Source organism: Paenibacillus oceani (genome assembly GCF_014705615.1).
GTDB lineage: Bacteria > Bacillota > Bacilli > Paenibacillales > NBRC-103111 > Paenibacillus_AB > Paenibacillus_AB oceani.
On the sequence record NZ_JACXJA010000007.1, the window covers coordinates 180235 to 203310 of the forward strand.

Sequence of the window (23076 nt, forward strand, 5' to 3'; positions counted from 1 at the left end):
AATGAACGTTAATTTGAAAAAAGGGTTGGTCTTTGTATCTCTTAGCGTACTTCTCGCAGCATGTGGCGGACAGAACGGAGCAACAGGCGGAACAAGCGCAGGGAGCGAGACTCCGCCGGCCGGCAATCCGGCCGAGGCGCCGGAGAAGCTGAAGGACCCGGTTACGATCAACTTTTTCTATAACGGATATTCCGGATCGCTGATGGACGAGTGGAAGGCGAAGGTGAAGGACAAGTACAACATCATCTTGAACCCGTACTTGAACGAAAACATCGACAACCTGATCGCCTCCGGCGTGAAGCTCGACTTGATCGCTTATTCGGCGGGCGGGCTGTTTAAGGCGATGGACCTGCAACTGACTTCCGATATGAGCGACCTGATTGCCAAGTACAAGTTCGATATGAGCCGGCTGGCGCCGGGCGTGCTCGATTCCGTAAGAATGTATACGGACAAAAACGATATTTCGGTTATGCCGTACGAGTTAAACAATAACGTCGTCATTTACAACAAAACGATCTTTAACAAGTTCGGCGTTCCGTTTCCGAAGGACGGCATGACTTGGGAAGAACTGAACGAGCTGGTCAAAAAGGTATCGCGTGTCGACAGCGGCATTCAGTACAGAGGATTCGCCTACAGCGGATTGAATCTGATCTACAAAAATCAGATGGGACTGCCTTTCGTCGATCCTGCATCGAACAAATCGCTGGTCAATACCGATGCGTGGAAAAAATGGCTGAGTACGATGGCCGGATTATACCAGGTGTCAAACAACGACCTGGTCAACGCCAAGGAAGATCAGCTGTTTTTCAAGGAACAATCGCTGGCCATGCGGGGAGGGCCGAGTCCGCTGGAGCTGCTGCCGCCGGCGATCGAGAGCGGTTTGGAATGGGATGCGATTACGAATCCCCGTTTCGCCGGGATGGAGAATGTCGGGTCGCAGATGAACGCGCCGTTCCTCGCGATTCCTCCGAACAGCCCTCACCGGGACGAGGCGTTTAAAGTAATCATGTTTTTCCTCTCGGATGAGATGCAGGCGGAGAACGCGCGGGCGGGCCGGGTACCTGTTCTCAAAACGGACAGCGTCGTGAAGGAATTCGGCACGAAGCTGCCGTTCCTGAACGGGACGAATTATGCAAAAGCCGTGTTCGCCGATACCATCGGCAAGCCGATCCGGGTTACCAAATACGACGGCACTGTCAGATCCCAGCTCTCCGCAGCGATCGTGGATGTCGCCACAGGCAAGTCTGATGTGAATACGGCACTTCGAACCGTTGAGGAGAATGCGAACAAGGCCATCGAAGCGGCGATGAAAAAGTAAGGAAGACAGACAACGAATGAAGGAGCCGGGACGACTCGTTCCGGCCTCTTTCGCGTTACGTTGTGTATCGGATTGGCCGAGCTGCGCTCACGGACGGTTGACATTCCATGGAAAAGACTCCGTTCAGCTCCGGTCGAAGCTTTTTTCTTTTCCAACATCTTGGGCTTAAACGAAGGACGGTGGCTATGATGAACGTTAGAAAAATTGCCGTTATTACGGCGGAAAAAAACGATTTTACAAACATGCTGCAGCTTCAGAAGGCGAACCTCGCTTTTTTCGCCCCTGATGACAATCCGAATCTGGATGAATACGACGCGGTCGCCGTGCTGGGCGGGGTGTCGGAAGAGCCTCTGCTTCTGCGGGCCCGGACAAGAAATGCGGTGGAGAAGCAGATCAAGGCGGGGAAGAGGGTGTTCGCCGAATATGTGGGCAGCATCGGCCACGTTTATAACGCCCCTCCGGTCAGCAGCCGGTACGAGCGGCTGGCGGTATGCGCGGACGGGGTTATCGACGGACTGGAGGCGGGCGAGCTTATTGAGGATCAGTGCAATATGCGTCTGAAGCCGCACAGCATCGCCTGCTCGCACGGCTTGCCTATTCTGCAATATGTAAAGCTTCATGCTCATGACCGGGTAGAGATGACGCCGGAGCTGACCAAGCCGGTATCCGACCGTGGGCTTTGGTTCGATACGCCCGACAATCTGCTCGTCTGCTCGCTGCGCCTCGCTAATTTCGCGAAAGCGAGATTTGCGCCGAGACGTTCCGCGCTCAAGCTGATCGGGTTCATCCTGGAGTGGCTGTTGGACGGGCCAGCCGATCTGAGCGGCGCCACAGCCGCTTATTCGGTGGGAGCGGAGCGGCCGGAAGCTCCGCTTGCCGAACAGATTAGAGACAGCGCAGATCGCGCCGTTCGCTGGTTCGAGCGGTCCGGAGTCGTCTATGACGAAGGCGTCACCGGTGCTCTGGAAGGACCGGGAACGGAAATATATCCGGACGGCACCCAGCGGATGAGCACGATTCGGCGGGTCGATTGTATCGGAGAGATCGCGCTGCCTTATTATTTGAACCATTTGCTGACCTCTGACCGGCGCAGCCTGGATATCGCGGACAATCTGCAGCGAGTCGTATACGGCGAGTTCCAGTGCAAAGATCGGGACGAGCCGTGGTACGGCATGATTCGTTGGACGGAAGAGGCATGGGGCGTCTGTTACCAGGACGATGTGGCGCGCGCCATCCTGCCGCAGCTGCTCAAATGTCTGTACTCCGGTACGACCGAGCATTTGGACGATATTGCCGAGGCGCTGCTGTTCCTTGTCCGTACGACCGGGGCCGACGGGACGAGAGTGTACCGGACCGATAATATCGGACTTACGCCGGAGAAGATGGAGCAGCTTCGGTCGGAGCCGGGCCGTATGCCGAGCGCGCATTACAACGGCTTTTATTATGCCGCTCTGCTGCTCGCCTACCGGTTGACCGGCATCGGAGAATTCCGTATGACCGCGATCCAGGGGATGGAGACCATGATGGCCCTATATCCGGATACGAAACGGGAGCAGAGCCAGACGCAAGAATATTGCCGGCTGATTCTGCCGCTCAGCTGGCTGTACTGGGAGACGGGGGAGGAACGTCATCGGGAATGGCTGTACCGGGTTGCGGGCGATCTGCAAAAGTTCCGGCATCCGACCGGGGCTTATCTGGAATGGGACGAAGGGTACCGCGCCGCCATGCGGCACGAGATCGGGCAAGGCGAAAGCTCGCTGATTTCGCGCAACGGCGATCCGGTCATCGATCTGTTATACTCGAACAATTGGCTGCCGATCGGATTTATTCAGGCGTATTTCGTTACAAAAGATCCTTATTTCAAGCAGCTGTGGGAAGAGATCGCCGGGTTTCTTGTGTCTGCTCAACTCCGCAGCGACAACCCGGTCCTTGACGGAGCGTGGACGCGGGCGTTCGACGCGGAGAGAGCGGAAGTGTTCGGCTCTCCGGCGGATGCGGGCTGGGGACCGTGGTCGATCGAATCCGGCTGGACGGTGGCCGAGATTTCCGCCGGGCTGCTGATGGGACTACTGGAGGAACGGCTGCTGCCTCATTATGAACAAGGTTCGGCCCGATAAATGATAATCTGCGGGAAGGACGGTCGTCGTGGGACAGCGCGGGAATCGAAGCCGTTGCATTTTGCAGGATCGTTCTTTATGATGAAGGGTAGGAAGGGCTGGAGCCTTTCCGGCAGGATCGGGGAAAGGGGAGTCTTCATGGCACTTGACCGCTCGCTAATCAACCAGTCTCCTTCGATGAATGATGCCGTATGCAGATGGTTCGAAGAATTCCCGATTTATTTGCGCCACGATTTTTTAAGCGCGCATAACTTCAGTATGCACACCCAGCCCGGCATCGAGCTTAATTTGACGCTGGAAGGCCAAGGCACATTCGTAGTTGATAAAAATATATTGAGGCAGTCGCCCGGCCAACTGCTCGTTTTTTCGGGTAAAATGCCGCATCAAGTGTTTATCGATCCGTCCGATCTATATACGAGAATGGTCGTTCTGATCGACGACCGGAGCTTGTCTTCCTTAATGCCCGGCCGCGACTTCGACTGGCTGTCCGATGTGAGCTGCCAGCAGATCAGACTGCAGCCAGATACGTATATGACGATGAAACACCTGCTCTTCATGATGCATAAGGAGATGCGGGAGCGCAAAATCGGCTGGCAGCAGATGATCGTCTCCGGCTTGATGAATTTGACTGTACTGGTTCGACGTTGTCTGGAGGCCGGGCAAACGCTGCAAGGCAGTCCGGGGAAGCGGAAGCCCGGGCGGCGGGCCGGAGAAAATCCGATCTCGCAGCTGTGCCAATATATCGAACAGCATCTCGATGGAGATTTGTCGCTCAAGACGATGGCCGACCATTTTCAGCTTAGTCCGGATCATCTGATTCGAACGTTCAAGAAAGAAAAAGGGATGACCTATCACCAATATGTGCTTCTCCAGCGCGTATTCGAGAGCAAACGGCTGCTCTTGCAGCAAAGCGAGATGTCTCTGACCGACATCGCTTATTCGGTCGGGTTCGCCTCCTCGTCCCAATTCAGCAAAACATTCAAAAACATTACCGGGCAAACGCCGAGCGCATTCCAGCAGCAGGTGCAGACGAATATCCCGTAAGTCCGGCCGCGTGCGGGGATCATCGTCCGTTCAAGCCGCACTATTATAGAAGGACAATCCCTCAGAAGGCAGATGAGCAGGCTATGCAGCCGCGCTTCCCTTTTGAGGGATTATTTACTATGATGATGGAGGAGACACCTTTTAGAGGTGTTGTGTCGGGTACAAGGAGTCGATTAGATGAAGAACAGCCAGTTAAAGCCGGAAGTTCGGGCCTACTTGGACCGGATCGGCTACGACGGCCCTGCGGACGGCAGCGCCGAATGTCTCGCCCGCTTGCAGGAATGCCATCTACACACAGTGCCTTACGAGAACTTCGATATTTTGAACCGGGTGCCGATCTCGCTTCAAATTGAGGCGATCCACGACAAGATCGTAACGCGCAGACGTGGAGGTTATTGCTTCGAACTGAACGCTTTGTTCGGCTGGCTGCTGCGGGAGCTCGGATATTCCGTCACCGATCTGTTCGCCCGCTTCTGGCGGGACGAGCCGAACCCGCCTCCGAAGCGCCGGCATCAGGTGCTGCTCGTGACGGTTGAGGACGCATCGTATTTGTGCGATGTTGGCGTCGGGGGGATCGTTCCCCGCAGACCGATCCGGATGGAGGAAGGGCTGGAACAGGTGCAAGGCGACGAATGTTACCGGATGGAGACGGACGACGATTTCGGCTGGGTGCTGTGCGAGCGGAAGCGTGGGGCGTGGGGCCGCATTTACTCGTTCAGCGAGGAACCGCAGCTGGCCAGAGATTTTGTGATGGCGTCGTATTGGTGCGAGAACAGCCCGGATTCGATCTTCATCCAAAGCCCGATGGTCGCGATCCGTACGGCGGAAGGACGCAATACGATCGCCGGAGGCGAGTTCCGCATCTTCACCGCAGAAGGCGTACGCACGCTCGTTCCGCAGACAGATGAGGCTTACAAGGAAGCTTTGCGCACTTATTTCGGTATCGATCTGGGGTAGCAGGGAAGCGGGGAAGCGGCCTGGAACGGCAAGCTTTGCCAAACGAAGAGGCTTTCGGATTCGGTTCCGGGAGCCTCTAATCGTTATGGCCGGAATAAGCGATCGGTCGTACAGCTTCCCGCAGTTGTCTGTTCCAGACACAACACAGACAGGGTTTACCGGGCGATGTCCTGCAGTCCGGCCATCCCCTCGTCATAACGCTCCATCCATTGACGGAAAGGACAGGCGTCGTCCCAGTAAACGGTGCCGCTCGCTTTGTGGTATCCCCAGACGAGTAAACGTTCATGAATCAGATGAACACGGAAACGGTTTGTCCATCCGCGATCCGGCGTGTCCCGAACGCTCCGGCTGTCCCAGTATCCGGTCATAAATTGCCCGGCAAGCTCCGGAGCGTCCCTGTCAATGTACATCGCATACGCACGAGGCAGATCGGCAATGCCGTCCCCCATGCCGCAAGCAGTAAAATCAAAAGCTCCCGACACTTCCCAGTCCCCGCCGCGCTGCTCGAACAGGACATTGTCCAGCTTGTAATCCCCCATCACAAAGCAAGGCTTCCATCCGGAATCGAAAGCGCCGCTTGATGCGGCAAGTACGCGTTCAACCCAATCGCGATCCTCCGGGGTGATGACCGAATACTTTTTGGCGTCCTCGAGCCAAAAGCGGATTTTCGTATACAACCATTGCCGATAAGGGTTGTCGTTCACCGGGAAACTGTCAACGTACCGGTCGCGCACCGGACCGAACAGCCAATCCCGATACAGCTGCTCCAAAGGAACGATGCCATTCTCGTGCGGCACATACAGGCCCGGCCGGTCAGCGGTGAATTGCTGCATCCGGGCTAGATTGCGGCCAAACGCCCTCGCAATGCTCCGCTCGTCATCCGCGCTCAGCCGGTTCCTCATCTCCTCGGTATCGATATGAACGCCGCCTAGCCGGGGCATAATCGCATAACTCCATCCGAACAAATCGGTCGACAAGTCGAGATGGTACGGGGCCGGAACCGGCACACCGGTATAGGCGTGCAGATGGTCAATAATAAACTGTTCTAACTGAAGCTGCCCCGGGTTCGGATCGCCTCTCATCACATATTCGCCCTCGGTTGAAGAGAGGAATATCGTCTGTCCCAAGCTGCCTCGAGCGGTCTTCTCGGCTTTCTGGAAGCGTCCCAGCTGTAACCGGTCCAAAGCCGCCTGAAATTGCCGGTCGGAAATCGTTCCTAATCGTTCGCCGTAATGGAAGCTGTTCATGGATACCTCCAGATATAGGAATATATGTTCTCATTATAAGGAATATGGCCGGAGTAGACAATAGGGTTTGGGCTGGCAGCTTAACCGTCCGCCCTATTTTCCCCCGCTTTCTCGATCGGATCGTATATAATGGGGAAGTCAGGTGACGAGGGCGATGGTGGCTGTCATACTAGCCGGCAGCGAAAGCTCGCTTTGCAGTAAAGGAGAGAGTGGCTGATGTCAGGTAACGTGTACAAATATACGCTTTGTTTCATTCAGCGCTGCGACGAGATTTTGATGTTGAACCGGCGCAGCAAGCCGGAGATGGGCGTATGGAACGGAGTCGGAGGCAAGCTGGAGAAGGACGAACGCCCCGAGCTTGGCATCATCCGGGAAATCGCGGAGGAGACGGGAATTCGGCTGGAGCGGGAGCAGGTTGTGCTGGCGGGCAGAATTACTTGGGTTACGCCGACGATGAAGTCGGGCATGTACGTCTTTCTGGCGCGTGTGGGCGACGACTTGGACTATCCAACCCCTCGGGTGACGGAAGAAGGCATCCTGGACTGGAAGCCGGTCGCCTGGATTTTGGAACCGCTGAACAAAGGCATATCGCATAAGATCCAGCATTTTCTCCCGCCGATGCTGGAGGGTGCCGTGTACGACCATATTTATGATTATGATTCCGGGGACAACGATATCGGCTACACTCGTTTGCCCTTGGGGGAATCGGCCGGAGGGCCGGTGCGGGCAATGTAATCAGACCGGCCAACCTCCGGCATCATCGACTGTATGGAATGGACCCGGGATGCCGTTATATCACCAAAGGGTGAATGCGTAATAAAGAGGGCTGGCCGGGGCAGGCTGCTCTTTGCTTTTTTGCCGAATCCGGAAACGATTGTGCTTAATTTACGTATAAAGGTAAACAACTAGCAACAGGAAGGTGAAAAATATGAGCGATATGGGACCGTCGTTTGGCGGAGGAATGTCTTCCTTTATGTTCTCCGTCGTGCCGATCTTGGTTATCGTCGTATTTGCGATCGTGATCGTTCGGATGGTGATGAGCGGGGCTCGTTATGTAAAAAACGCGAGCACGCCGCAGGAGTCTGTATGCGCCAAAGTCGTCGCCAAACGGATGGACGTCCGACATTATACGAATCAGCACAACCACGGCAGCGGAGCGATCCACACGTCCAATTCGTCCCGTACGTACTACTACATTACACTCGAGTTCGATAACGGCGATCGCAAGGAGTATCTGGACGTCAAAAACTTGTACGGTCTCGTCGTCGAAGGGGACACGGGATATGCAGCGGTGCAAGGGGAATGGATCGTTGCGTTTGAGCGCAGCGCTGGCTGAGGGCTGATTCGGAAGCTGGCGACAAAATCATCAAAGCGGCTGAAGATCAGAGTTAGTGACACTCGGATCTCCGGAACGGCCGCGTCATATGGATTCCGCAACGGGTTCGTCCTGAGCTGGAGCCCGGAAGGGCGAAGCCGGATCACCCGGCGAGCTGCTGGCGGTTACCGGAGCGGGAGCCCGGCGGAATCAACGGAATTAAAAGGAGGAACCTTTTACGAGGGGCCTTCTTTTTTTGTTTTTTAAAATAATTGTCGTTTAGCGATAAGATTTCGACCTGCTCAATACATTACTTAATAGAGGGCAAGATTATGTTTAAACAGCCTTCGACCGGATGAGGAGGGGGAAGATGAATTTTGACCAGCTTTACGACAGTATCGTACATAACAAAGCCGAAGATGAGATCGTTATCCGGTTCAGAACCAATTGGCTGCCGGGTGTCGTTATGCATCTGGCTTCCTACGAAGCGATCAAGTGCGAACGTTCCCTCGGTGCAAGCGATTACGAGGAGATCGAGGATAAAGTGTTCGAGATCGTGCTGCATAAAGCGGCTGAGACGAAGCGAGGCGCCGCGTTTCGCGCCTGGGTCTGTCAGGTGATCGTTTATGTGAGCAAAAACCAGCTTCGCAGGATCAGCCCGATTCTGGTCGATTTTACGCCAGGCGGAGGCTTGAGAAGCCAAAGGTATGAGAAGCAGTTGGCCGACCGGAACGAGGAATTGAAGGATCAGATCGAGGAGGCGCTCGAGATGCTGCCTCCCAATCAGCGCAAGGCGATCATTCTCCGGTATTGGCGGGGGTACTCGTCCAAGGAGACGGCCGAGCGGCTTGCCTGCAGCAGCAATCAGGTCGATCAATGGGTGCATAAGGCGAAGAAAACGCTGGCCGAATCGCTGGCGCAATACCGCGGAGTCCGCAAGGCGGACCGGGAAGTCAAGCCGTCTAGCGGCAGCGGGATACGCGAGAGCGGCACTCGGTATACGGCGGCAGGCGGGCCGGACGGATTCGGGCCGGATGAGCTGGAGCCTTTCGAGCCGGATGCCGTCCTGCTGTTCCGTTTTGCGATGGAGGATGAGCGGGGGACGCCGGAGCAATGGAACGAGCAGCTGCGTCTGGATGAGAAAATAGACGGACCGCTGCTGGCCGGGAAGTTTGACGCATGGAGATGGGAGCGGCGGACACTGATCCATTTGCTGCGATGTCTGGGCTTGCCCTGGCAGGAGGCGGCGGAGGTGCTGCTCAGACAGCCTTTTCATGCGGCTTGTGCACGAGCGCTTTTTGACGATCGGCCGGCCAGCGGCGGCAGCGGAGATAAGACGCCGATATGAACAGGAAAGGAAGGGTTGCCTTGTACGCCATCTACTACCGGAGCAAGCGGCTGACCAAACCGGGGACCGAATATGAAGCGAGAATGGATTTGCTGAGGTTAAATAGTCTCTTTTTGCATCTGGAAATAAGGGAAATCAAGGAGCGACGGGGCCGCGCTTCTCCGGAGCGCAAATAACCGGAGAACTGGCCTGTTGGATGTTGCGGCATACGGCACCGTCCGTCCTGCAGTCCGCGTGAAGGCGAAGCTGCAGGATGACGGGGATGTTTGTAGTACGCCGGCTTGGCTTAGCTTAGCCTCTCCACCCGGACTCCGTCGGGAACGTCCAGCTCCGCTTTGCCGTCCGCATAGCTGAATCGGACTGTCCCGGAAGGAATCCGGAACTGCAAGCTGATTTTGTCCAGGGAGGCCGGGACCCGGGGAGCGAACGTCAGCGATGCCCAGCCCGGCGAGGCCGGCTTGATGCCCGCTATTTCTTCGATGAGCAGCGGGATCGGGGCGCTGGCCCAAGGGTGGCAGAGACTCGTGTTCCGCTTCAAATCTTTGGACCATACTTCGAAGCAGGTGGTCGCGCCTTCCTTCACCATCGTGCTCCACGAATGCAGATCGTCCGAGGTAATCAGCTCGTATACGAGTTCATGCTCCCCTGCGGCAGCGAGCGCCTGCAGAACAAAGTAGGCTATATAAACGCCGCAGCTCAGGCGCTTCTCCCGGATCAGGCCGACGACGGCATGGCGGTCGCGTTCTTCCGTCAGCCGGAACAGCAGCGGCAGCGCATTGGCATGCAGCGAGGAATGGAGCGAGCCTTCCGCATCGGTGAACAAGTTCGTCTCCGTATTCAGAAAAGCTTGCCGGAACGCGTTCTTGAAGGAACTTCGGAGCCCGCTCTCCGGGTCCGGCTCGTTCAACAGCTGCCGGATCTCGTTCATGGCGAGCATCGCTCCGTAATACCAGGCGTTGACGACGTTGTGGCAGCCTTCTCCGACAGGTTCGAGCGGGAAGTCGTAGCCGTCGCGCATATTGGTCGGCCAGTCGACCAGATTCGGCTTGTCTGTTACATTTGCGAGCAGACCGTCTTCCCGCTTGTACTTGTCGTAATACCGCATCAGCCGTTCCGCCACGGGAAGCATCTCCCGCAGGAAATCCGTATCACCGCTGAGCATCGTATAACGCAGCAGTTGCAGAGGCCATTGCAGGGAATAGTCGACGAACTCCTGCATGAAATGCCCCGGAGCTACTGCCATAAAGCCGGTACAAGTGCGGGAGGACAATAAGGCGAAATCGATCAGCGACTTGCGGAACAGGCGAAGATCGCCAGTCAAGTAGGCATGAGCATGCGTGATGATCGTATTGTCGCCCAAGTATTGGCCCTTCTCCCGGGAAGGACAATCGACGTAGTTTTCCTGGGAGCCGTATTTCACGCCTTCGCGGCAAATGTCCCAGATCCGGTCAAGCAACGGATCGGACGACTCGAACCGGCTGGCCTCCTCGTCGAACGGATAGTGGCGGACGATGACGCCGAAGCTGTCCGGGTCCGCCTGAACTCCCGCCTCCGGCAAAACCTCGACGTAACGGAAAGCTTTGTAATCGTAAAACTCGAGCTCGTCCTCATCGCTGCCGGACAACGTCCATACTTCGCGATACGTGCAATTGCACCGCATCTTGTAGCGGACGCTCCCGTCGTCCTCCAGCTCCTCGCCGCACCGGATCTCGATCGTTTGTCCGGGGGCGCCGCGCGCCTTCATCCGGAACTGGCCGGTCCGCTCTCCGCCAAAATCGAGCAGGAAGCCGCCGGGGTTCTCCGGCAAAGCGACGATCTGCACCGGCTGGATCTCATATACGCTAACCGTCGGGGTAGGCTGTGCAAATAACCGGTGATCGTCGGACCCATGCTCGGCCGGAGTCCGCCAGCCGGAGTCGTCATAGCCGGGCTCCCGCCAGCCGGTAAGCTTCAGCCGGTTGTCGATATGTTCCAGATACTGCGTGTCATAACCTACGATTCCGCCGCTCGCATATTCGCGGGCCGTCTCGATCTTCCACGTCCGGTCCGTCTTCACGACCGTTCGCCCCTGAACGTCGAGCTCGGCGATCAGCCCTTGGCGGTAGTCTCCGCTGTTGAACGCCCGGCAGATCAGTCCCTGATAATAGACGTGGACAGCGATTACGTTGCCCCCCTTATGCAAAAAAGGAGCGAGGTCGTACCGGTTGTAATAGTAATGATAATGATTCCCTTGCGCAGGGCCTTGACCGACAAACGTCCCGTTCACATACAGCTTGTAACAGTCGTCGGCGGTAATGTGAAGCACGGCGTTTTCGTACGAGTCGTCGAGTACGAACTTGGTTCGGGCGAGCATATGCCGGTTTTTCAGGTCGTCCCGGTGTTTCGGGCCTTGGCTGGGCTCCAGTTGCTTGCGGTATACGTCGATCGGCTTTAGGCCGGCGAAATCTTCGTCCATAATCCAGTGGGCAGACCATCGTTTGTCCATTTTTTTGCACTCCTTTTCGGGTTGTAAACAGCTGTCCATCTGCAGGGCGACAGCTCTGTATGCGGAGAGTGTACAACAGATAAGGGCTCCGATCTTGTAACTTTTGCCGTAAAACAGGGGGGATCTGACGCGCCGGGCCTCTTGCCAGAAGGAGCGGCGTATTTTACTATTGCTTCAGAAGGACGAGTTCTGCGGAAGAAGGAGCCTGATATGCTCGTTTACTCGAAGGAACGTTATTTGGAGAGCGACGAATTTGCTTTTGCGGCTTTTCCTTACTCGACGATGCCGGACCGGCCGTTTACGCCTCATGTGCATGAGTTTGTTGAGCTTGTCTACGTGGACAGCGGCTGCGGCGAGCATCTGTACAAAGGAAACCGGTTTCCGGTATCCAAGGGAGATCTGTTCGTCATTCCGCCTTACGCCGAGCATGATTATCGCGTGATCGGAGACGCTCCGCTGGACGTGTACAACATTTTGTTTTTGCCGTCTTTTCTCGTATCGGAGTTGAAGGTGCTGTCGCAGGTGACGCCGTTTGTGCAGTTTTTTTATGTGGAGCCGTTTATGAAGCAAAATCCGGATTTCGAGTCTCATCTGAAGCTGTCCCGTTCGGAGGCGGAGGAGGTGAAGCAGCGTCTCGACCGGATTGTCCGGGAATTTCGCGACAAACCGCTTGGTTACCGGATTACGGTGAAGGCGTTGCTGATCGAGCTGCTCGTCTGGCTGAGCCGGCGGTACGAGCCGGTAACGGCGGAGCCGCCGTTTCAGACCCGGGACTCGGAAGCGATCCGGAAGCTGTGCGAGTTTCTCGATACGCACTATGCCGAGCCGCTTCAACTGGAGCAGGTGTGCCGGATGTGCGGCATGAGCCAATCGGCTTTTACGGCCAAATTCAAGGAGGTTACGGGCAAGACGTTTACCGGGTACCGCAACGAGCTGCGCATCCAATCGGCTTTGGAGCTGCTTCGGGGCACGGACGAGAAAGTCATTCATATCGCGGAACGGGTAGGCATTGGGGATAGCAGTTATTTCAACAAGCTGTTCAAGGAACAGATCGGAATTTCCCCGCGGGATTACCGCCGGTTGACCCGGACTTGACGGGATACGGACAAAGGGTGCCGGAATGAGGCGCACTTTGTTCTTTTTATTTAGGAAATGATGAACCTTGCCGTAGCTGAGGATACGTTTTGCCGTATGGAGAGGAGCGGATAATCCGGGATCGGCTGGTTTTTCCTCGTGTAGAGGAAGTCCAACTTCCGTTATTCCCGAAAGGTACGTACATATCTATGAGATAAAGGAACTTTCATTTCCTTTCTTTTGGCGTTTTGGAGTGGAGTAGGCTGTTTCGTCGAAAGTAACGGAACCACTTCTTCCGCTAAACGTCTTTTTCCTGCGGCGAATAACAGATACCGGAAGTAGTTCTTCCGGAAGAAGCTTCACAGGCTGGATGGGAAGTCGAAGCTGCCGATGGGGTTTCGACGCAGGCTGCGTATCAGCAATCGAGCGTGAAGGGTGACAGCCGTCACTCCGGCTTGCCGGGCGCCGCTCCTCTTTCCCGGTAGTGCTGGGGCGACACGCCTTCCATCTTTTTGAAGATGCGGCTGAAATAAAAGGGCTCCTGGTAGCCGACCTCCATGGAGATTTCCTTGACGGTTTTATCGGTTTGATGCAGCAAATGTTTGGCGCGCTGCACGCGCAACTGCTGGACGTAATGATGGATCGTCGAACCCGTATACTTGCGGAATACTTGGCACAAATATTCATACTTTCTTTCCATCGCCCGCTCCAGCTGATCCTTGCTCACTTCGCGCTCATACGAGTTGTTCAGCATATTGACCAGTTTGCGGAACGTAATATATGAGATCGGAAACGAAGTGTCGAGGTGGCTGGACTCCAGAAATCCGGAGGCGATCCGGTGAAGCATGTCCGACAGCAGCAGCGTGGCCTGATACCGGAAGTATCCTTCAGGTCGGTTCATCGTGTCCAGAAGTTTCTCGAACAGGCCGAGCAGCGTATAGCGGCCCCGGTTGCTGAACTGGCGGGGAATGATCAGCAGATCCTCGTGGCTCACCTTCACGGTCCTTAATTCCGTCCGCTCGGCATGCACGATATTAAGTTCGGAGGCGCGATTTAGAACGAATTCGTTCATGCCGGGCTCGCAGGAGAACTGCACCCAGAAAAACTTGCCCGAACCTTCGCAAGGACTCCATCCGCCATGCGGCTCCCACGGCTTCAGCAAGTACGAATCTCCCATCTGCAGCGTCATCCGGCTGTCTCCCGCCTGTAAATGCACCGTCCCCTCCGCCACAACGATCAGCTCGTAATAAGGGTTATAGTGCATATTGTTGAAGAAGGAAGTGCTGCGGTTCGTATCGAGATAATCGGCCCATCTGACGTCGAGCGTCGATAAACGGGACATGGAATAGTAGAGAGTCATGACTTCCTCCGATGATTTTTCATGACAAAACCTTAATCCTGTTCATGGATGCGGCGGGCGGCCGTTCCTATAATGAAATCAGGCTACATGCATTATACCATGACGGATAAGCGGCTGGAGGAGAAGATATGGGAATCAGTATTTTGAATGAGCGGGACTATTACCGGATCGTGTACGGCGGATGGCTGGGCAAAAATATCGGCGGAACGCTGGGCGCGCCGGTAGAAGGCAGGAAGGAGCTGCTGGATCTGACCTTTTATCCGAAGCTTCCGGACGGCCCGCTCGAGAACGACGATCTGGACCTGCAGCTCGTCTGGCTGCACGCTTTGGAGCAGTACGGTCCGTCCTTGACCGCACGGGAGCTCGGGAAGGAATGGGCGGAGCACGTATTTTTCCCGTTCGACGAATACGGGTATGCGCTTGCCAACTTGCGCCGGGGGCTGCAAGCTCCGATAGCGGGCTGGTTCAACAATCCGTTTACGAACTGTATGGGTTCGCCGATCCGCTCCGAGATCTGGGCGATGGCTGCGCCGGGCGCACCGGAGATTGCGGCATATTACGCGTATCAGGACGCCATCGTGGACCATGCCGGGGGTGAGGGCGTATATGGGGAAATGTTTTTCGCGGCGCTGGAAAGCGCGATCTTCGTCGAGAAGGACAGAGACCGGCTGATCGAAATCGGCATGAAGCACATTCCGGAAAGTTGCCGGACCGCCAAAGCGATGCGGGATTTGATCCGCTGGCACAAGGAAGGCTGCAGCTGGACGGAAGCGCGCGAGCTGATTCTGAAGCATCACGGAAACGATAATTTTACCGATGCTCCGCAAAATATCGCGTTTACGATTCTCGGCTGGCTGTACGGCGACAACTTTGAGGACGCGCTTCTCAAATCGGTCAACTGCGGCTATGATACGGACTGCACGGCGGCGACGCTCGGCGCGATTCTCGGTATGCTGCTCGGACCGGAACAACTGCCGGAAAGATGGGTCAAGCCTGTAGGCGACCGGGTCGTGGTGAGCCCTCCGATCAAAGGGTTTCCGGCTCCGGCCAATCTGGACGAATTGACCCGCCGCACGATCCGGATGGGCAAGCAAGTGCTCGCGGCCTGGGATTCGGATATCATCGTGCATCCGGATCTGCCGACCTCCTGGAGCCGGAAGGAAGCGGCAGTAGATCCGCTGATTGCATTATCGGAAAGCCCGGTATCGTCGAACAGGTATCAGCTTCCCGAAGGGTCTGTGCGTAATCCGGATCTGGAACTGGTTATCGAGTATGGGCAGACGGGCCCCGCGATCGGCACGAATCAGACGAAATCCGTTTTTTTCGAGTTGGTCAACTGTTCCCGGGTCGCCGTTGAAGGGACGGTCTCCCTGGAGCTGCCGGACGGATGGACCGCTTCCGAAGCTCGGCCGGTCGTGCTGGAGCCGGGGCAATCGTACCGCTGGGAAGCGGAAATTCGCGCTAACGAGTTGGTAAACTCGTATAACGGCCTGGCGCTTCTATGGACCAGAAACCATGACGTGTCCGTATGGTCCGAACAACGGGTAGCGTTCTCCCTCGTCGGAGCTGCGAAGTGGACGGTATGGGGACCTGACGGGCAGCAGCTCAAGGACGTCTGGTTTAGCGGAAACAGACTGGACTGGGAGAAGGCGCTCGGAGCCGAGATGGAGGGTGTGTACCGGGCCAGTACGACGATGCATGTTCCGACGGAGAGACCGTTCCGTCTTATAGCCGCAGCCAATTGCCCGGTTCGGATGAAGCTGGACGGACAGCTTGTCGTCGACTGCGGCGATACGCTGCCGCTGATGCCGGCTTTCCATAGAGCTCCCCCCAGACAAACGGCCGAATTGACGATCGGGGAAGGTTATCATGAAGTGGAAGTGGAAGTCGTAAAGGGTGAAAATCCGCTCGAAGTATACGTCCTGCCCGTATCCGTAAGGAAGACGTCTTCTCCAGGCCCGTGCTACTTTTTCACGGACGTAACTTGGGGGCTCCGTTGAGAGTCGACGCACATCAGCATTACTGGGAGCCGCAGCGGGGCGATTACGGCTGGCTGACCCCCGGGCTGGACGCGATGTACCGGGACTTTTTGCCGGATCAGCTAGAGCCGTTGCTCGGCAAGTACAGGATGGACGGTTCCGTTGCGGTGCAGGCCGCGCCTACTGTGGAAGAGACGAAGCATCTTCTGGCACTGAGCGATACGTACCCTTCGATTCTGGGGGTCGTCGGCTGGCTTGATCTCGAGTCGCCCGGTTTCGCTGAAGCTTTGGCGCGGCAGCGCGAGCATCCGAAGTTTGTCGGCATCCGGCCGATGATTCAGGATTTGCCGATGACTGGCTGCTGGGCGAGTCGGTTGCGGGTTCCATGCGGATTTTGGAGCGGCAGCGGTTTCCGGTCGATCTCCAGCTTCGCCCGCGCCTGCTCGACAGTGCGGTTAAGCTGATGGAGCGAGTCCCGGAGCTTCCCGCCGTTATCGATCATCTGGCGAAGCCGGATTGGGGGCAATCCCCGGTCCGGTGGCAGGAGGCGATCCGGCGGCTGGCGGAGTACCCGAATGTGATGTGCAAACTATCCGGAATGGTGCCGGAGAGCAGAGTACGGTGGGATGCCGAGGCGTGGAAGCCGTACGTGACATATGTATTGGACGTGTTCGGCCCGGATCGGGTGATGTACGGAAGCGATTGGCCGGTTTGTCTCTGGTCGGCTGACTACGATCGGGTGTACGAATCGTTGGCCGGGCTGCTTCCTGCCGGACCGGAGGATTCGAGGTGGACCGGCTTGTGGGGAGAAAATGCGGCGCGGTTTTACGGTTTGAGATGAACGGAACGGACTTCGGCGTATTGCCGTTTTTCTTCCATAACTAAAGAACCTTCGTTTCCTGCAATCGATCGCGGGAGGGCGAAGGTTCTTTTTATTTTGGGCCAAAGAAAGGGAGTGGAGCAGGGAGGGGAATCGTAATGGAACCAATTGGTGCAAGCGAGACTGCCCGTTTCCTCAGACGCGCCGGCGTACGGGGATGCCGAAAAACCGTCTGGGGGAAATCCCACTCCCGGACGGTTATTACAGGGGTTAAGAGTAGCGCGCAGCAATGCCGAAATGCGTTTTGCACGAGTCTATGCCGCGTTCACACACGCCGGGAGCCGCTCATGGGCACGGGCCGACCGGATAAGGGTGGATTGTACCTTGTATTTTGTCCGAAACCCGCTTGGTCGGGGAGATAGGAGCGGTTCGTAGCTGCTAAATCGGCGAAAAGCTTATAGCCCCCGCTAATTAGTTGAAATAAGGGGGCAAACCGCCTTTATTTGTCTCTTCCTTCCAGTTGGGCGAGAATAAAGGTTGCCAAAGGCTCTTATTCCTTGCAGTGCCGCTCCCGCAAACACGTCTTTAGCGAAGCGAAACGTTCATATCCGAGGGGAAGCTGTTTGCACCGGGGGATTGGACTTGAACAAGGTCGGGTGTGGAAGCTTTTCTTAAAAGGCCGAAACCAAAAGCGGTTGTATACGTTGTATACGGATATGCCAGCCGTCCTGTCGATATATGCGTCAAAGTCCCGCCGGGCCTAAGATCAGTGGCAATCGGGGGCGTCGTTGTATACGATTCCGTCTCCGGTCAATACGATTAGGGGCTGAGGCACGTACGGCTTCGCCTCTACGACGGAAATCCGGTCCTTTTGTCCGTATACGGCCACCACGACCGCTACGATGGCGATCGCCGAGAAGGAAATCCATTTCTTTTTGTTCATCTTCGCCAAACTCCTTCCGTCAGCAATGAAGTTAAAAGTAGTATACCTTATTTCACACCAGAATACTAGGGATTATTCGGGGAGAGGTTTGCAATTCCAGAACGTGCAAAGGTTTCCTGCCTCGCCAAAACCATTCGTCCGCTGCGTTCGTGAATGGGCCCGATTTTTTGAGGGCCCATTATGAAAAATTTTGCAAACCATGTAACTTTTTTTGTCGATGCGACGTCTATAGTTTGTATGAACGAACTATGAACGCGAAAGAGATAGGAGGAGAATCGGGGGATGGCTTGGCTTCCGCGTTTTGCCGCGAAAAAAAAGAAGGAAACGGCGCCGGCTGCAGCATCCGGTGAACGGCCCGCGACATCGGCTGTTGCGGTGGAGACCGCGTCGGCTGCCGAGACGGCTTACCGGGACGGAACAGCGGCGGCCGGTCTGCCGGTCAGGGGAGAGCCGGCAGCGAATGAGCTGATTCTGTCCGTCAACCATGTCGAGCGTTCATTTCCGGTAGGCGGTCAACAGCTTCACGTCCTGAAAGGAATCGATATGGAACTGAGGCGCGGCCAATTGGTTATGCTTCGCGGACGTTCGGGCTCGGGCAAGACGACGCTGATGAATATGATCGGCGGCCTCGATCAGCCGAACAAGGGCGAGATTTATTTTATGGGACACCCGTTCCATCAGTGGAATGACGATAAGCGGACCGAAGTAAGACGCAAGCAGATCGGGTTCATCTTCCAGGCTTATGCGCTGATGCCGCTGTTGTCCGCATGGGAAAACGTCGAGCTGTCAATGAGGATGGCCGGTATTCCGCGTTCGATGTGGAAGCCGCGAGTCGAGCATTGTCTGGAACTTGTCGGACTTGGCAAAAGGATGCACCACCGCCCGTTCGAATTGTCCGGCGGCGAGCAGCAGAGGGTGGCTATCGCCAAATCGATCGCACACCGTCCAACGCTGCTGCTGGCGGACGAACCGACTGCGGAACTCGATTCGCAGATGGGCGCGCAGATCATGTCGGTTTTTCGCGAAATCATCGAGACCGAGCAGGTGACGATCTGCATGACTACACACGACCCTACGATTTTGGAGGTAGCCGACCATGTCTATCAGATGGTTGACGGGAAATTCGTCACTACATAAACGCAGCAAAACGATACTTACAGTTGTATTGGCCGTATCCATGATAGCCGCCAGCGGCTGCTCGCTGCTTCCGAAAGAAGAGGAAGAGGAAGTGCTTCCGGCGATTACTCCGCCGAAGATTTCCGCGAAGCCGGAACACACGGTCAAGACGACGACTCTCGAAACGAAAGTGAGAGGCGCCGGTCGGCTGATGTCCACCAAGGAGGAAATCTTGTATTTCACCGAGGACAACAAACGGATTAAGGAAATGTATGTCAAATCCGGAGATGCGGTCACGGCAGGCCAACTGATCGCGGAGCTTGACGTCAGCACGCTGGAAAGCGAGCTTCGTACGCTGAGACTGCAGCAGCGCAGCGAGGAGCTGGCGATGATCGAGAAGCTTCGCAAAAGCGACGGCGACCAATCGGCAACCGAGCTGGAGCAGGCCAAGATCCAGTTCGAGCTCAAAAAGGAAAAGCTGACTGAGCTGGAAACATCGATCGCCAAGGCGAAGCTGAGCGCTCCTTTCGGCGGGACAATCGTCTCCGTGCCAGTCAAAAAAGGCGACAGCGTCAAGGCGTACGACGATATTGCCGTCGTGGCCGACCTGAACGAGCTGACCGTCGTGGCCGACCTGAGCGCCGACGACCTGAAAAAAGTAGCGGTCGGAATGGAAGTGCTGGTCGATATTAACATGGCTGGTCAGCATAAGGGTAAGGTGAAGCAGCTGCCCGCTCCTAAGCAGGATAACAACAACAACCCGGGCGGGCAGAAGAAGCAAGACACGATCGACAACTATCTGGTCGTGGAGCTCGATGCGTTCCCTCAAGGACTCAACCGCGGAACGCCGCTAAGCGTGCAGGTCATCACCCAGCGGAAAGAAAACGCAGTCGTCATTCCGGCTTCCGCGCTTCGCAGCTATTCCGGCCGCAACTATGTGCAAGTGGTCGACGATAAGGGGAAGCGGGAGGTAGACGTAGAGATCGGCCAGCAGACGTCGACCGAAGTGGAGATCCTTAAAGGCCTGCAGCCGGGGCAAAAAGTGGTGGGGAGATAACGTCTATGCCTATGCTCCGGTTTTTGTATCGTAAAATGTGGAATAACCGCTGGATGACGCTCAGTACACTGCTCGGGCTTATTGTGGCGGTAGCGTTCACGACCAGTATCCCGATGTACTCGGACGGCTCGCTCAAGCGGGTCGTAGCGAATACGCTGCTGGACAATACGGACGGACTGCCTCCGGGCTCGACGCTGATCCGTTATCAGGCGGTAGGGGCGGATAAAGCCGATCTGGAATCGCTTGGTGACGTTGACGCCTACATTCGCGACGAGATTCCGAAGCAGATCGGATTTCCGTTTACGACTTATGCACGTTCTTATTCGATTCGGGGTTCGCAGATCACGCCGGTCGATCCGACCAAGACGGACCCGAGCAAGCGCCGCCAGATGACGATCGTCACATACGGCGGCTTGGCCGACCATATCGAGATGTCGAACGGCAGCCCGTTCTCCGATCAAGTCAAGAACGGGGTCATCGAGGCGGTTGTTTTCGAAGAAGCGATGTACCGGAACGATTTCAGAGTCGGAGACGAGTTCAATTATCCGATTACCGGCGGGCAAGGCATCGCACCGCTTAAGGTGAAGGTTGTCGGCACGTTCAAGCCGAAGCAGGAGGAAGATCCTTACTGGTACCAGGGCTTCGAGGGACTGCTTAACAGCCTGATCGTCAGTGACGAAGTGTTCCAGAACGAACTGCTCCAGCAGAAAAAAATACCGCTTAATCTTGCGAACTGGTATTACGCGTTCGACTTGCGCGAAATCAAAACAAGTCAGCTGTCCGATCTGTCCCGGATTCTGGACCGACTGGACATTACGCTGTACCAGAAGCTGAAGGATACGAGAGTGGACTTCTCGTTCCAGGATATGCTTACCGAGTTCAAGCGGCAAAGCCTGCAAATGCAAATGACGCTGTTCACGCTCGCTGCGCCGATGATTGCGATGGTCTTTTATTATATCGTTATGAATGCGCGCCAGTCGCTGGACCGCCAGCGGAGCGACATCGCCGTACTGCGAAGCCGCGGGGGAAGCACCCGCCAGATCATTTGGGTATATTTGCTGGAAGGGCTTCTGCTCGGCGCTATCGCTCTCCTTATCGGACCGGTTATCGGCTGGATGATGGCGAAGAGCATCGGCTCGTCGAACGGATTTCTTATGTTTGTCGACCGGAAGGCGGTTCCGGTAGGTGTGACGACGGAAGCGCTAATGTATGGGGGAGCGGCGGTGCTGCTGGCCATACTTGCGAGCGTAATTCCGGCGGTTTCCTTCGCCCGGTCGTCCATCGTCAGCTACAAGCAGCAGTTGGCCCGTTCGGACCGCAAGCCGTTCTGGCAGAAATGGTTTTTGGATGTGCTGCTTATTCTGCTGGCCGGTTACGGGTATTATTCGTTTCAGAATTATCAGGTGTTGTCGGCCAAAACCGGCTTGACGAACGATCAGCTTCAGGTGCATCCGCTGCTGTTTTTCGTTCCGGCGCTTACGATATTCGCGCTGGGCCTGTTTTTCCTGAGATTGTTTCCGTGGCTGCTGCGGCTGTTTAACTGGCTCGGCAAAACGTTTTTGCCCGTACCGATCTATTTGACGCTTACGCAGCTGTCCCGTTCGTCCAAATCGTATTATCCGCTTATGCTGCTGCTTATTTTGACTCTGGGCCTGGGGGTATACAACTCCTCTGCAGCACGGACGATCGATCTGAACTCCACCGAGCGCACGTTATACCAGTACGGCACCGATGTCGTGCTTCAGCCCGTATGGGAAGCGTACTCGGAAGCACCGCCGCCGTCGCCGGAACAAGGTCAAGGAGGCCAAGGCGGCCAGGGGGGACAAGGCGGTCAAGGTGGCCAAGGAGGCGGAAACCCGGGAGGTAATCCCGGCGGCGAACCGCAAAACTCGAAGATGCTGTACCTCGAACCGCCGTTTGAAATTTTCCGCACGCTGGAAGGCGTGGAACATGCGGCGAGAGTGCTGCAAACGAAAGGAAACGTCGTCGTTTCCGGCAAATCGCTTGGCGCCGGTACCGTCATGGGTATCGACAACGTGGACTTCGCGGAAGTGGCCTGGTTCCGCAACGATTTGTTCCCGGCGCATCCGCGGCAATATTTGCAACTGCTCGGCTCTTACGAGCATGCGGTGATCATCCCGGAATCGTTCGCCAAGAAACATCAGGTGAAGCCGGGCGACCTGATCTCGATCGCGATTCAGCAGCAGATGGTCGAGTTTGTCATTGTCGGCACGCTGCCGTATTGGCCGTCGCTGTATCCGGATCAATCGCCGTTTTTCATCGCCAATCTGGATTACATATTCGATCAGGCGCCTCTCGTACCTTATGACGTCTGGCTGAAAATGAAGCCCGGAGCGCTGCTCGCTCCGATTATCGAGACGCTGCAAGAGAAAAATATTCCATTGGTCAGCTACAAGGACGTACGAAGAGAGCTGATCACCCAAAGCAAACATCCGTCGCGCGGCGGCGTATTCGGCATACTGAGCCTCGGATTCCTCGTATCGGTTCTCGTATCGCTGATCGGATATGTGCTGTATTGGTTCTTTAATCTGTCGAGCAGGGTCGTTCAGTTCGGCGTCTTGCGGGCAATGGGATTGTCGCGCAAGCAGTTGACCGGCATGCTGCTGCTCGAACAGGTGTTTACCGCCGGATTGTCGATTGTGCTGGGCTTCGTGATCGGCAGGCTGACGAGTATTCTGTTCCTGCCGTTCCTGCAGACGACGGAAAATGCCAAAACGCAAGTTCCGCCGTTCCGGGTCGTGTTCGAAGCCAGAGACATGTATCAGCTTTACGCCGTCGTCGGATTTATGCTGATTACAGGCGCAACGCTGCTGCTGCTTCATATTCGCCGGCTGAGAGTGCATCAGGCGGTTAAGCTGGGGGAGGAGCGGTAACC

Annotated in this window: 19 protein-coding genes; 15 read left to right on the top strand and 4 right to left on the bottom strand. The window is 56.0% G+C overall.

Annotated features, from left to right (window positions below; all coding sequences use genetic code 11):
- Nucleotide 1 precedes the first annotated feature (1 nt).
- From IDH45_RS07720 to IDH45_RS07735, 4 genes are all read left to right on the top strand, one after another.
- Nucleotides 2-1318, top strand: a complete 1317-nt coding sequence (locus tag IDH45_RS07720) for an ABC transporter substrate-binding protein (RefSeq protein ID WP_190926247.1) — start codon at nt 2-4, stop codon at nt 1316-1318.
- Nucleotides 1319-1506: 188 nt separating this feature from the next.
- A complete protein-coding gene (locus IDH45_RS07725) occupies nt 1507-3435 on the top strand; it encodes a hypothetical protein (RefSeq protein WP_223836457.1) in 1929 nt (642 codons plus the stop codon).
- 138 nt (nt 3436-3573) lie between these two features.
- Nucleotides 3574-4479 (top strand): AraC family transcriptional regulator, encoded by a 906-nt coding sequence (locus IDH45_RS07730; RefSeq protein ID WP_190926250.1) that lies wholly within the window; start codon nt 3574-3576, stop codon nt 4477-4479.
- 177 nt (nt 4480-4656) lie between these two features.
- Nucleotides 4657-5436: an arylamine N-acetyltransferase family protein gene (locus tag IDH45_RS07735; RefSeq protein ID WP_190926251.1), complete on the top strand. Its 780-nt coding sequence runs from the start codon at nt 4657-4659 to the stop codon at nt 5434-5436.
- A gap of 155 nt (nt 5437-5591) precedes the next feature.
- On the opposite strand, the gene IDH45_RS07740 is transcribed toward IDH45_RS07735, so the two are convergent.
- On the bottom strand, nt 5592-6683 hold the full coding sequence (locus tag IDH45_RS07740; protein ID WP_190926252.1) for a phosphotransferase family protein: 1092 nt from the start codon (nt 6681-6683) through the stop codon (nt 5592-5594).
- 216 nt (nt 6684-6899) lie between these two features.
- Between IDH45_RS07740 and IDH45_RS07745 the strand changes: the two genes are divergently transcribed.
- The 4 genes from IDH45_RS07745 to IDH45_RS07760 all read left to right on the top strand — a co-directional run bounded on the left by IDH45_RS07745 (nt 6900) and on the right by IDH45_RS07760 (nt 9522).
- Nucleotides 6900-7418 (top strand): NUDIX hydrolase, encoded by a 519-nt coding sequence (locus tag IDH45_RS07745; RefSeq protein WP_223836458.1) that lies wholly within the window; start codon nt 6900-6902, stop codon nt 7416-7418.
- A gap of 193 nt (nt 7419-7611) precedes the next feature.
- Nucleotides 7612-8019 (top strand): DUF2500 domain-containing protein, encoded by a 408-nt coding sequence (locus IDH45_RS07750; protein ID WP_190926253.1) that lies wholly within the window; start codon nt 7612-7614, stop codon nt 8017-8019.
- 349 nt (nt 8020-8368) lie between these two features.
- The gene (locus IDH45_RS07755) at nt 8369-9346 is read left to right on the top strand and encodes an RNA polymerase sigma factor (RefSeq protein ID WP_190926254.1); all 978 of its coding nucleotides are present in this window, start codon (nt 8369-8371) and stop codon (nt 9344-9346) included.
- Entirely contained in the window at nt 9343-9522 is a 180-nt protein-coding gene (locus IDH45_RS07760; protein WP_190926255.1) for a hypothetical protein, read from the top strand. The genes IDH45_RS07755 and IDH45_RS07760 overlap by 4 nt, the downstream gene beginning before the upstream one ends.
- 110 nt (nt 9523-9632) lie before the next feature.
- Here the strand turns inward: IDH45_RS07760 and IDH45_RS07765 are convergent, their stop codons facing one another.
- The gene (locus tag IDH45_RS07765) at nt 9633-11831 is read right to left on the bottom strand and encodes a family 78 glycoside hydrolase catalytic domain (protein WP_190926256.1); all 2199 of its coding nucleotides are present in this window, start codon (nt 11829-11831) and stop codon (nt 9633-9635) included.
- A gap of 210 nt (nt 11832-12041) precedes the next feature.
- Here IDH45_RS07765 and IDH45_RS07770 point away from each other — a divergent pair, with 210 nt between their 5' ends.
- Nucleotides 12042-12926: an AraC family transcriptional regulator gene (locus IDH45_RS07770; RefSeq protein ID WP_190926257.1), complete on the top strand. Its 885-nt coding sequence runs from the start codon at nt 12042-12044 to the stop codon at nt 12924-12926.
- Nucleotides 12927-13350: 424 nt separating this feature from the next.
- Here the strand turns inward: IDH45_RS07770 and IDH45_RS07775 are convergent, their stop codons facing one another.
- Nucleotides 13351-14265: a helix-turn-helix domain-containing protein gene (locus IDH45_RS07775; RefSeq protein WP_190926259.1), complete on the bottom strand. Its 915-nt coding sequence runs from the start codon at nt 14263-14265 to the stop codon at nt 13351-13353.
- Nucleotides 14266-14393: 128 nt separating this feature from the next.
- Between IDH45_RS07775 and IDH45_RS07780 the strand changes: the two genes are divergently transcribed.
- From IDH45_RS07780 to IDH45_RS07790, 3 genes are read left to right on the top strand one after another with little or no spacing between them, the layout of a single operon-like run.
- On the top strand, nt 14394-16265 hold the full coding sequence (locus tag IDH45_RS07780) for an ADP-ribosylglycohydrolase family protein (RefSeq protein ID WP_190926261.1): 1872 nt from the start codon (nt 14394-14396) through the stop codon (nt 16263-16265).
- Nucleotides 16262-16708 carry an amidohydrolase family protein gene (locus IDH45_RS07785; protein ID WP_190926263.1) on the top strand — a complete coding sequence of 149 codons (447 nt, stop codon included), beginning with the start codon at nt 16262-16264 and terminating at the stop codon, nt 16706-16708. Before IDH45_RS07780 ends, IDH45_RS07785 begins: the two co-directional genes overlap by 4 nt.
- A complete protein-coding gene (locus IDH45_RS07790) occupies nt 16630-17085 on the top strand; it encodes an amidohydrolase family protein (protein WP_190926265.1) in 456 nt (151 codons plus the stop codon). Before IDH45_RS07785 ends, IDH45_RS07790 begins: the two co-directional genes overlap by 79 nt.
- Nucleotides 17086-17830: 745 nt before the next feature.
- On the opposite strand, the gene IDH45_RS07795 is transcribed toward IDH45_RS07790, so the two are convergent.
- Nucleotides 17831-18007: a hypothetical protein gene (locus tag IDH45_RS07795; RefSeq protein WP_190926267.1), complete on the bottom strand. Its 177-nt coding sequence runs from the start codon at nt 18005-18007 to the stop codon at nt 17831-17833.
- 282 nt (nt 18008-18289) lie between these two features.
- Between IDH45_RS07795 and IDH45_RS07800 the strand changes: the two genes are divergently transcribed.
- Genes IDH45_RS07800 through IDH45_RS07810 form a run of 3 tightly spaced genes read left to right on the top strand, consistent with a single transcriptional unit; the run spans nt 18290 to nt 23074 of the window.
- On the top strand, nt 18290-19144 hold the full coding sequence (locus IDH45_RS07800) for an ABC transporter ATP-binding protein (RefSeq protein ID WP_190926269.1): 855 nt from the start codon (nt 18290-18292) through the stop codon (nt 19142-19144).
- The gene (locus tag IDH45_RS07805; RefSeq protein ID WP_190926271.1) at nt 19104-20180 is read left to right on the top strand and encodes an efflux RND transporter periplasmic adaptor subunit; all 1077 of its coding nucleotides are present in this window, start codon (nt 19104-19106) and stop codon (nt 20178-20180) included. The genes IDH45_RS07800 and IDH45_RS07805 overlap by 41 nt, the downstream gene beginning before the upstream one ends.
- Nucleotides 20181-20185: 5 nt before the next feature.
- On the top strand, nt 20186-23074 hold the full coding sequence (locus IDH45_RS07810) for an ABC transporter permease (RefSeq protein WP_190926272.1): 2889 nt from the start codon (nt 20186-20188) through the stop codon (nt 23072-23074).
- The last annotated feature ends 2 nt before the right edge of the window (nt 23075-23076 follow it).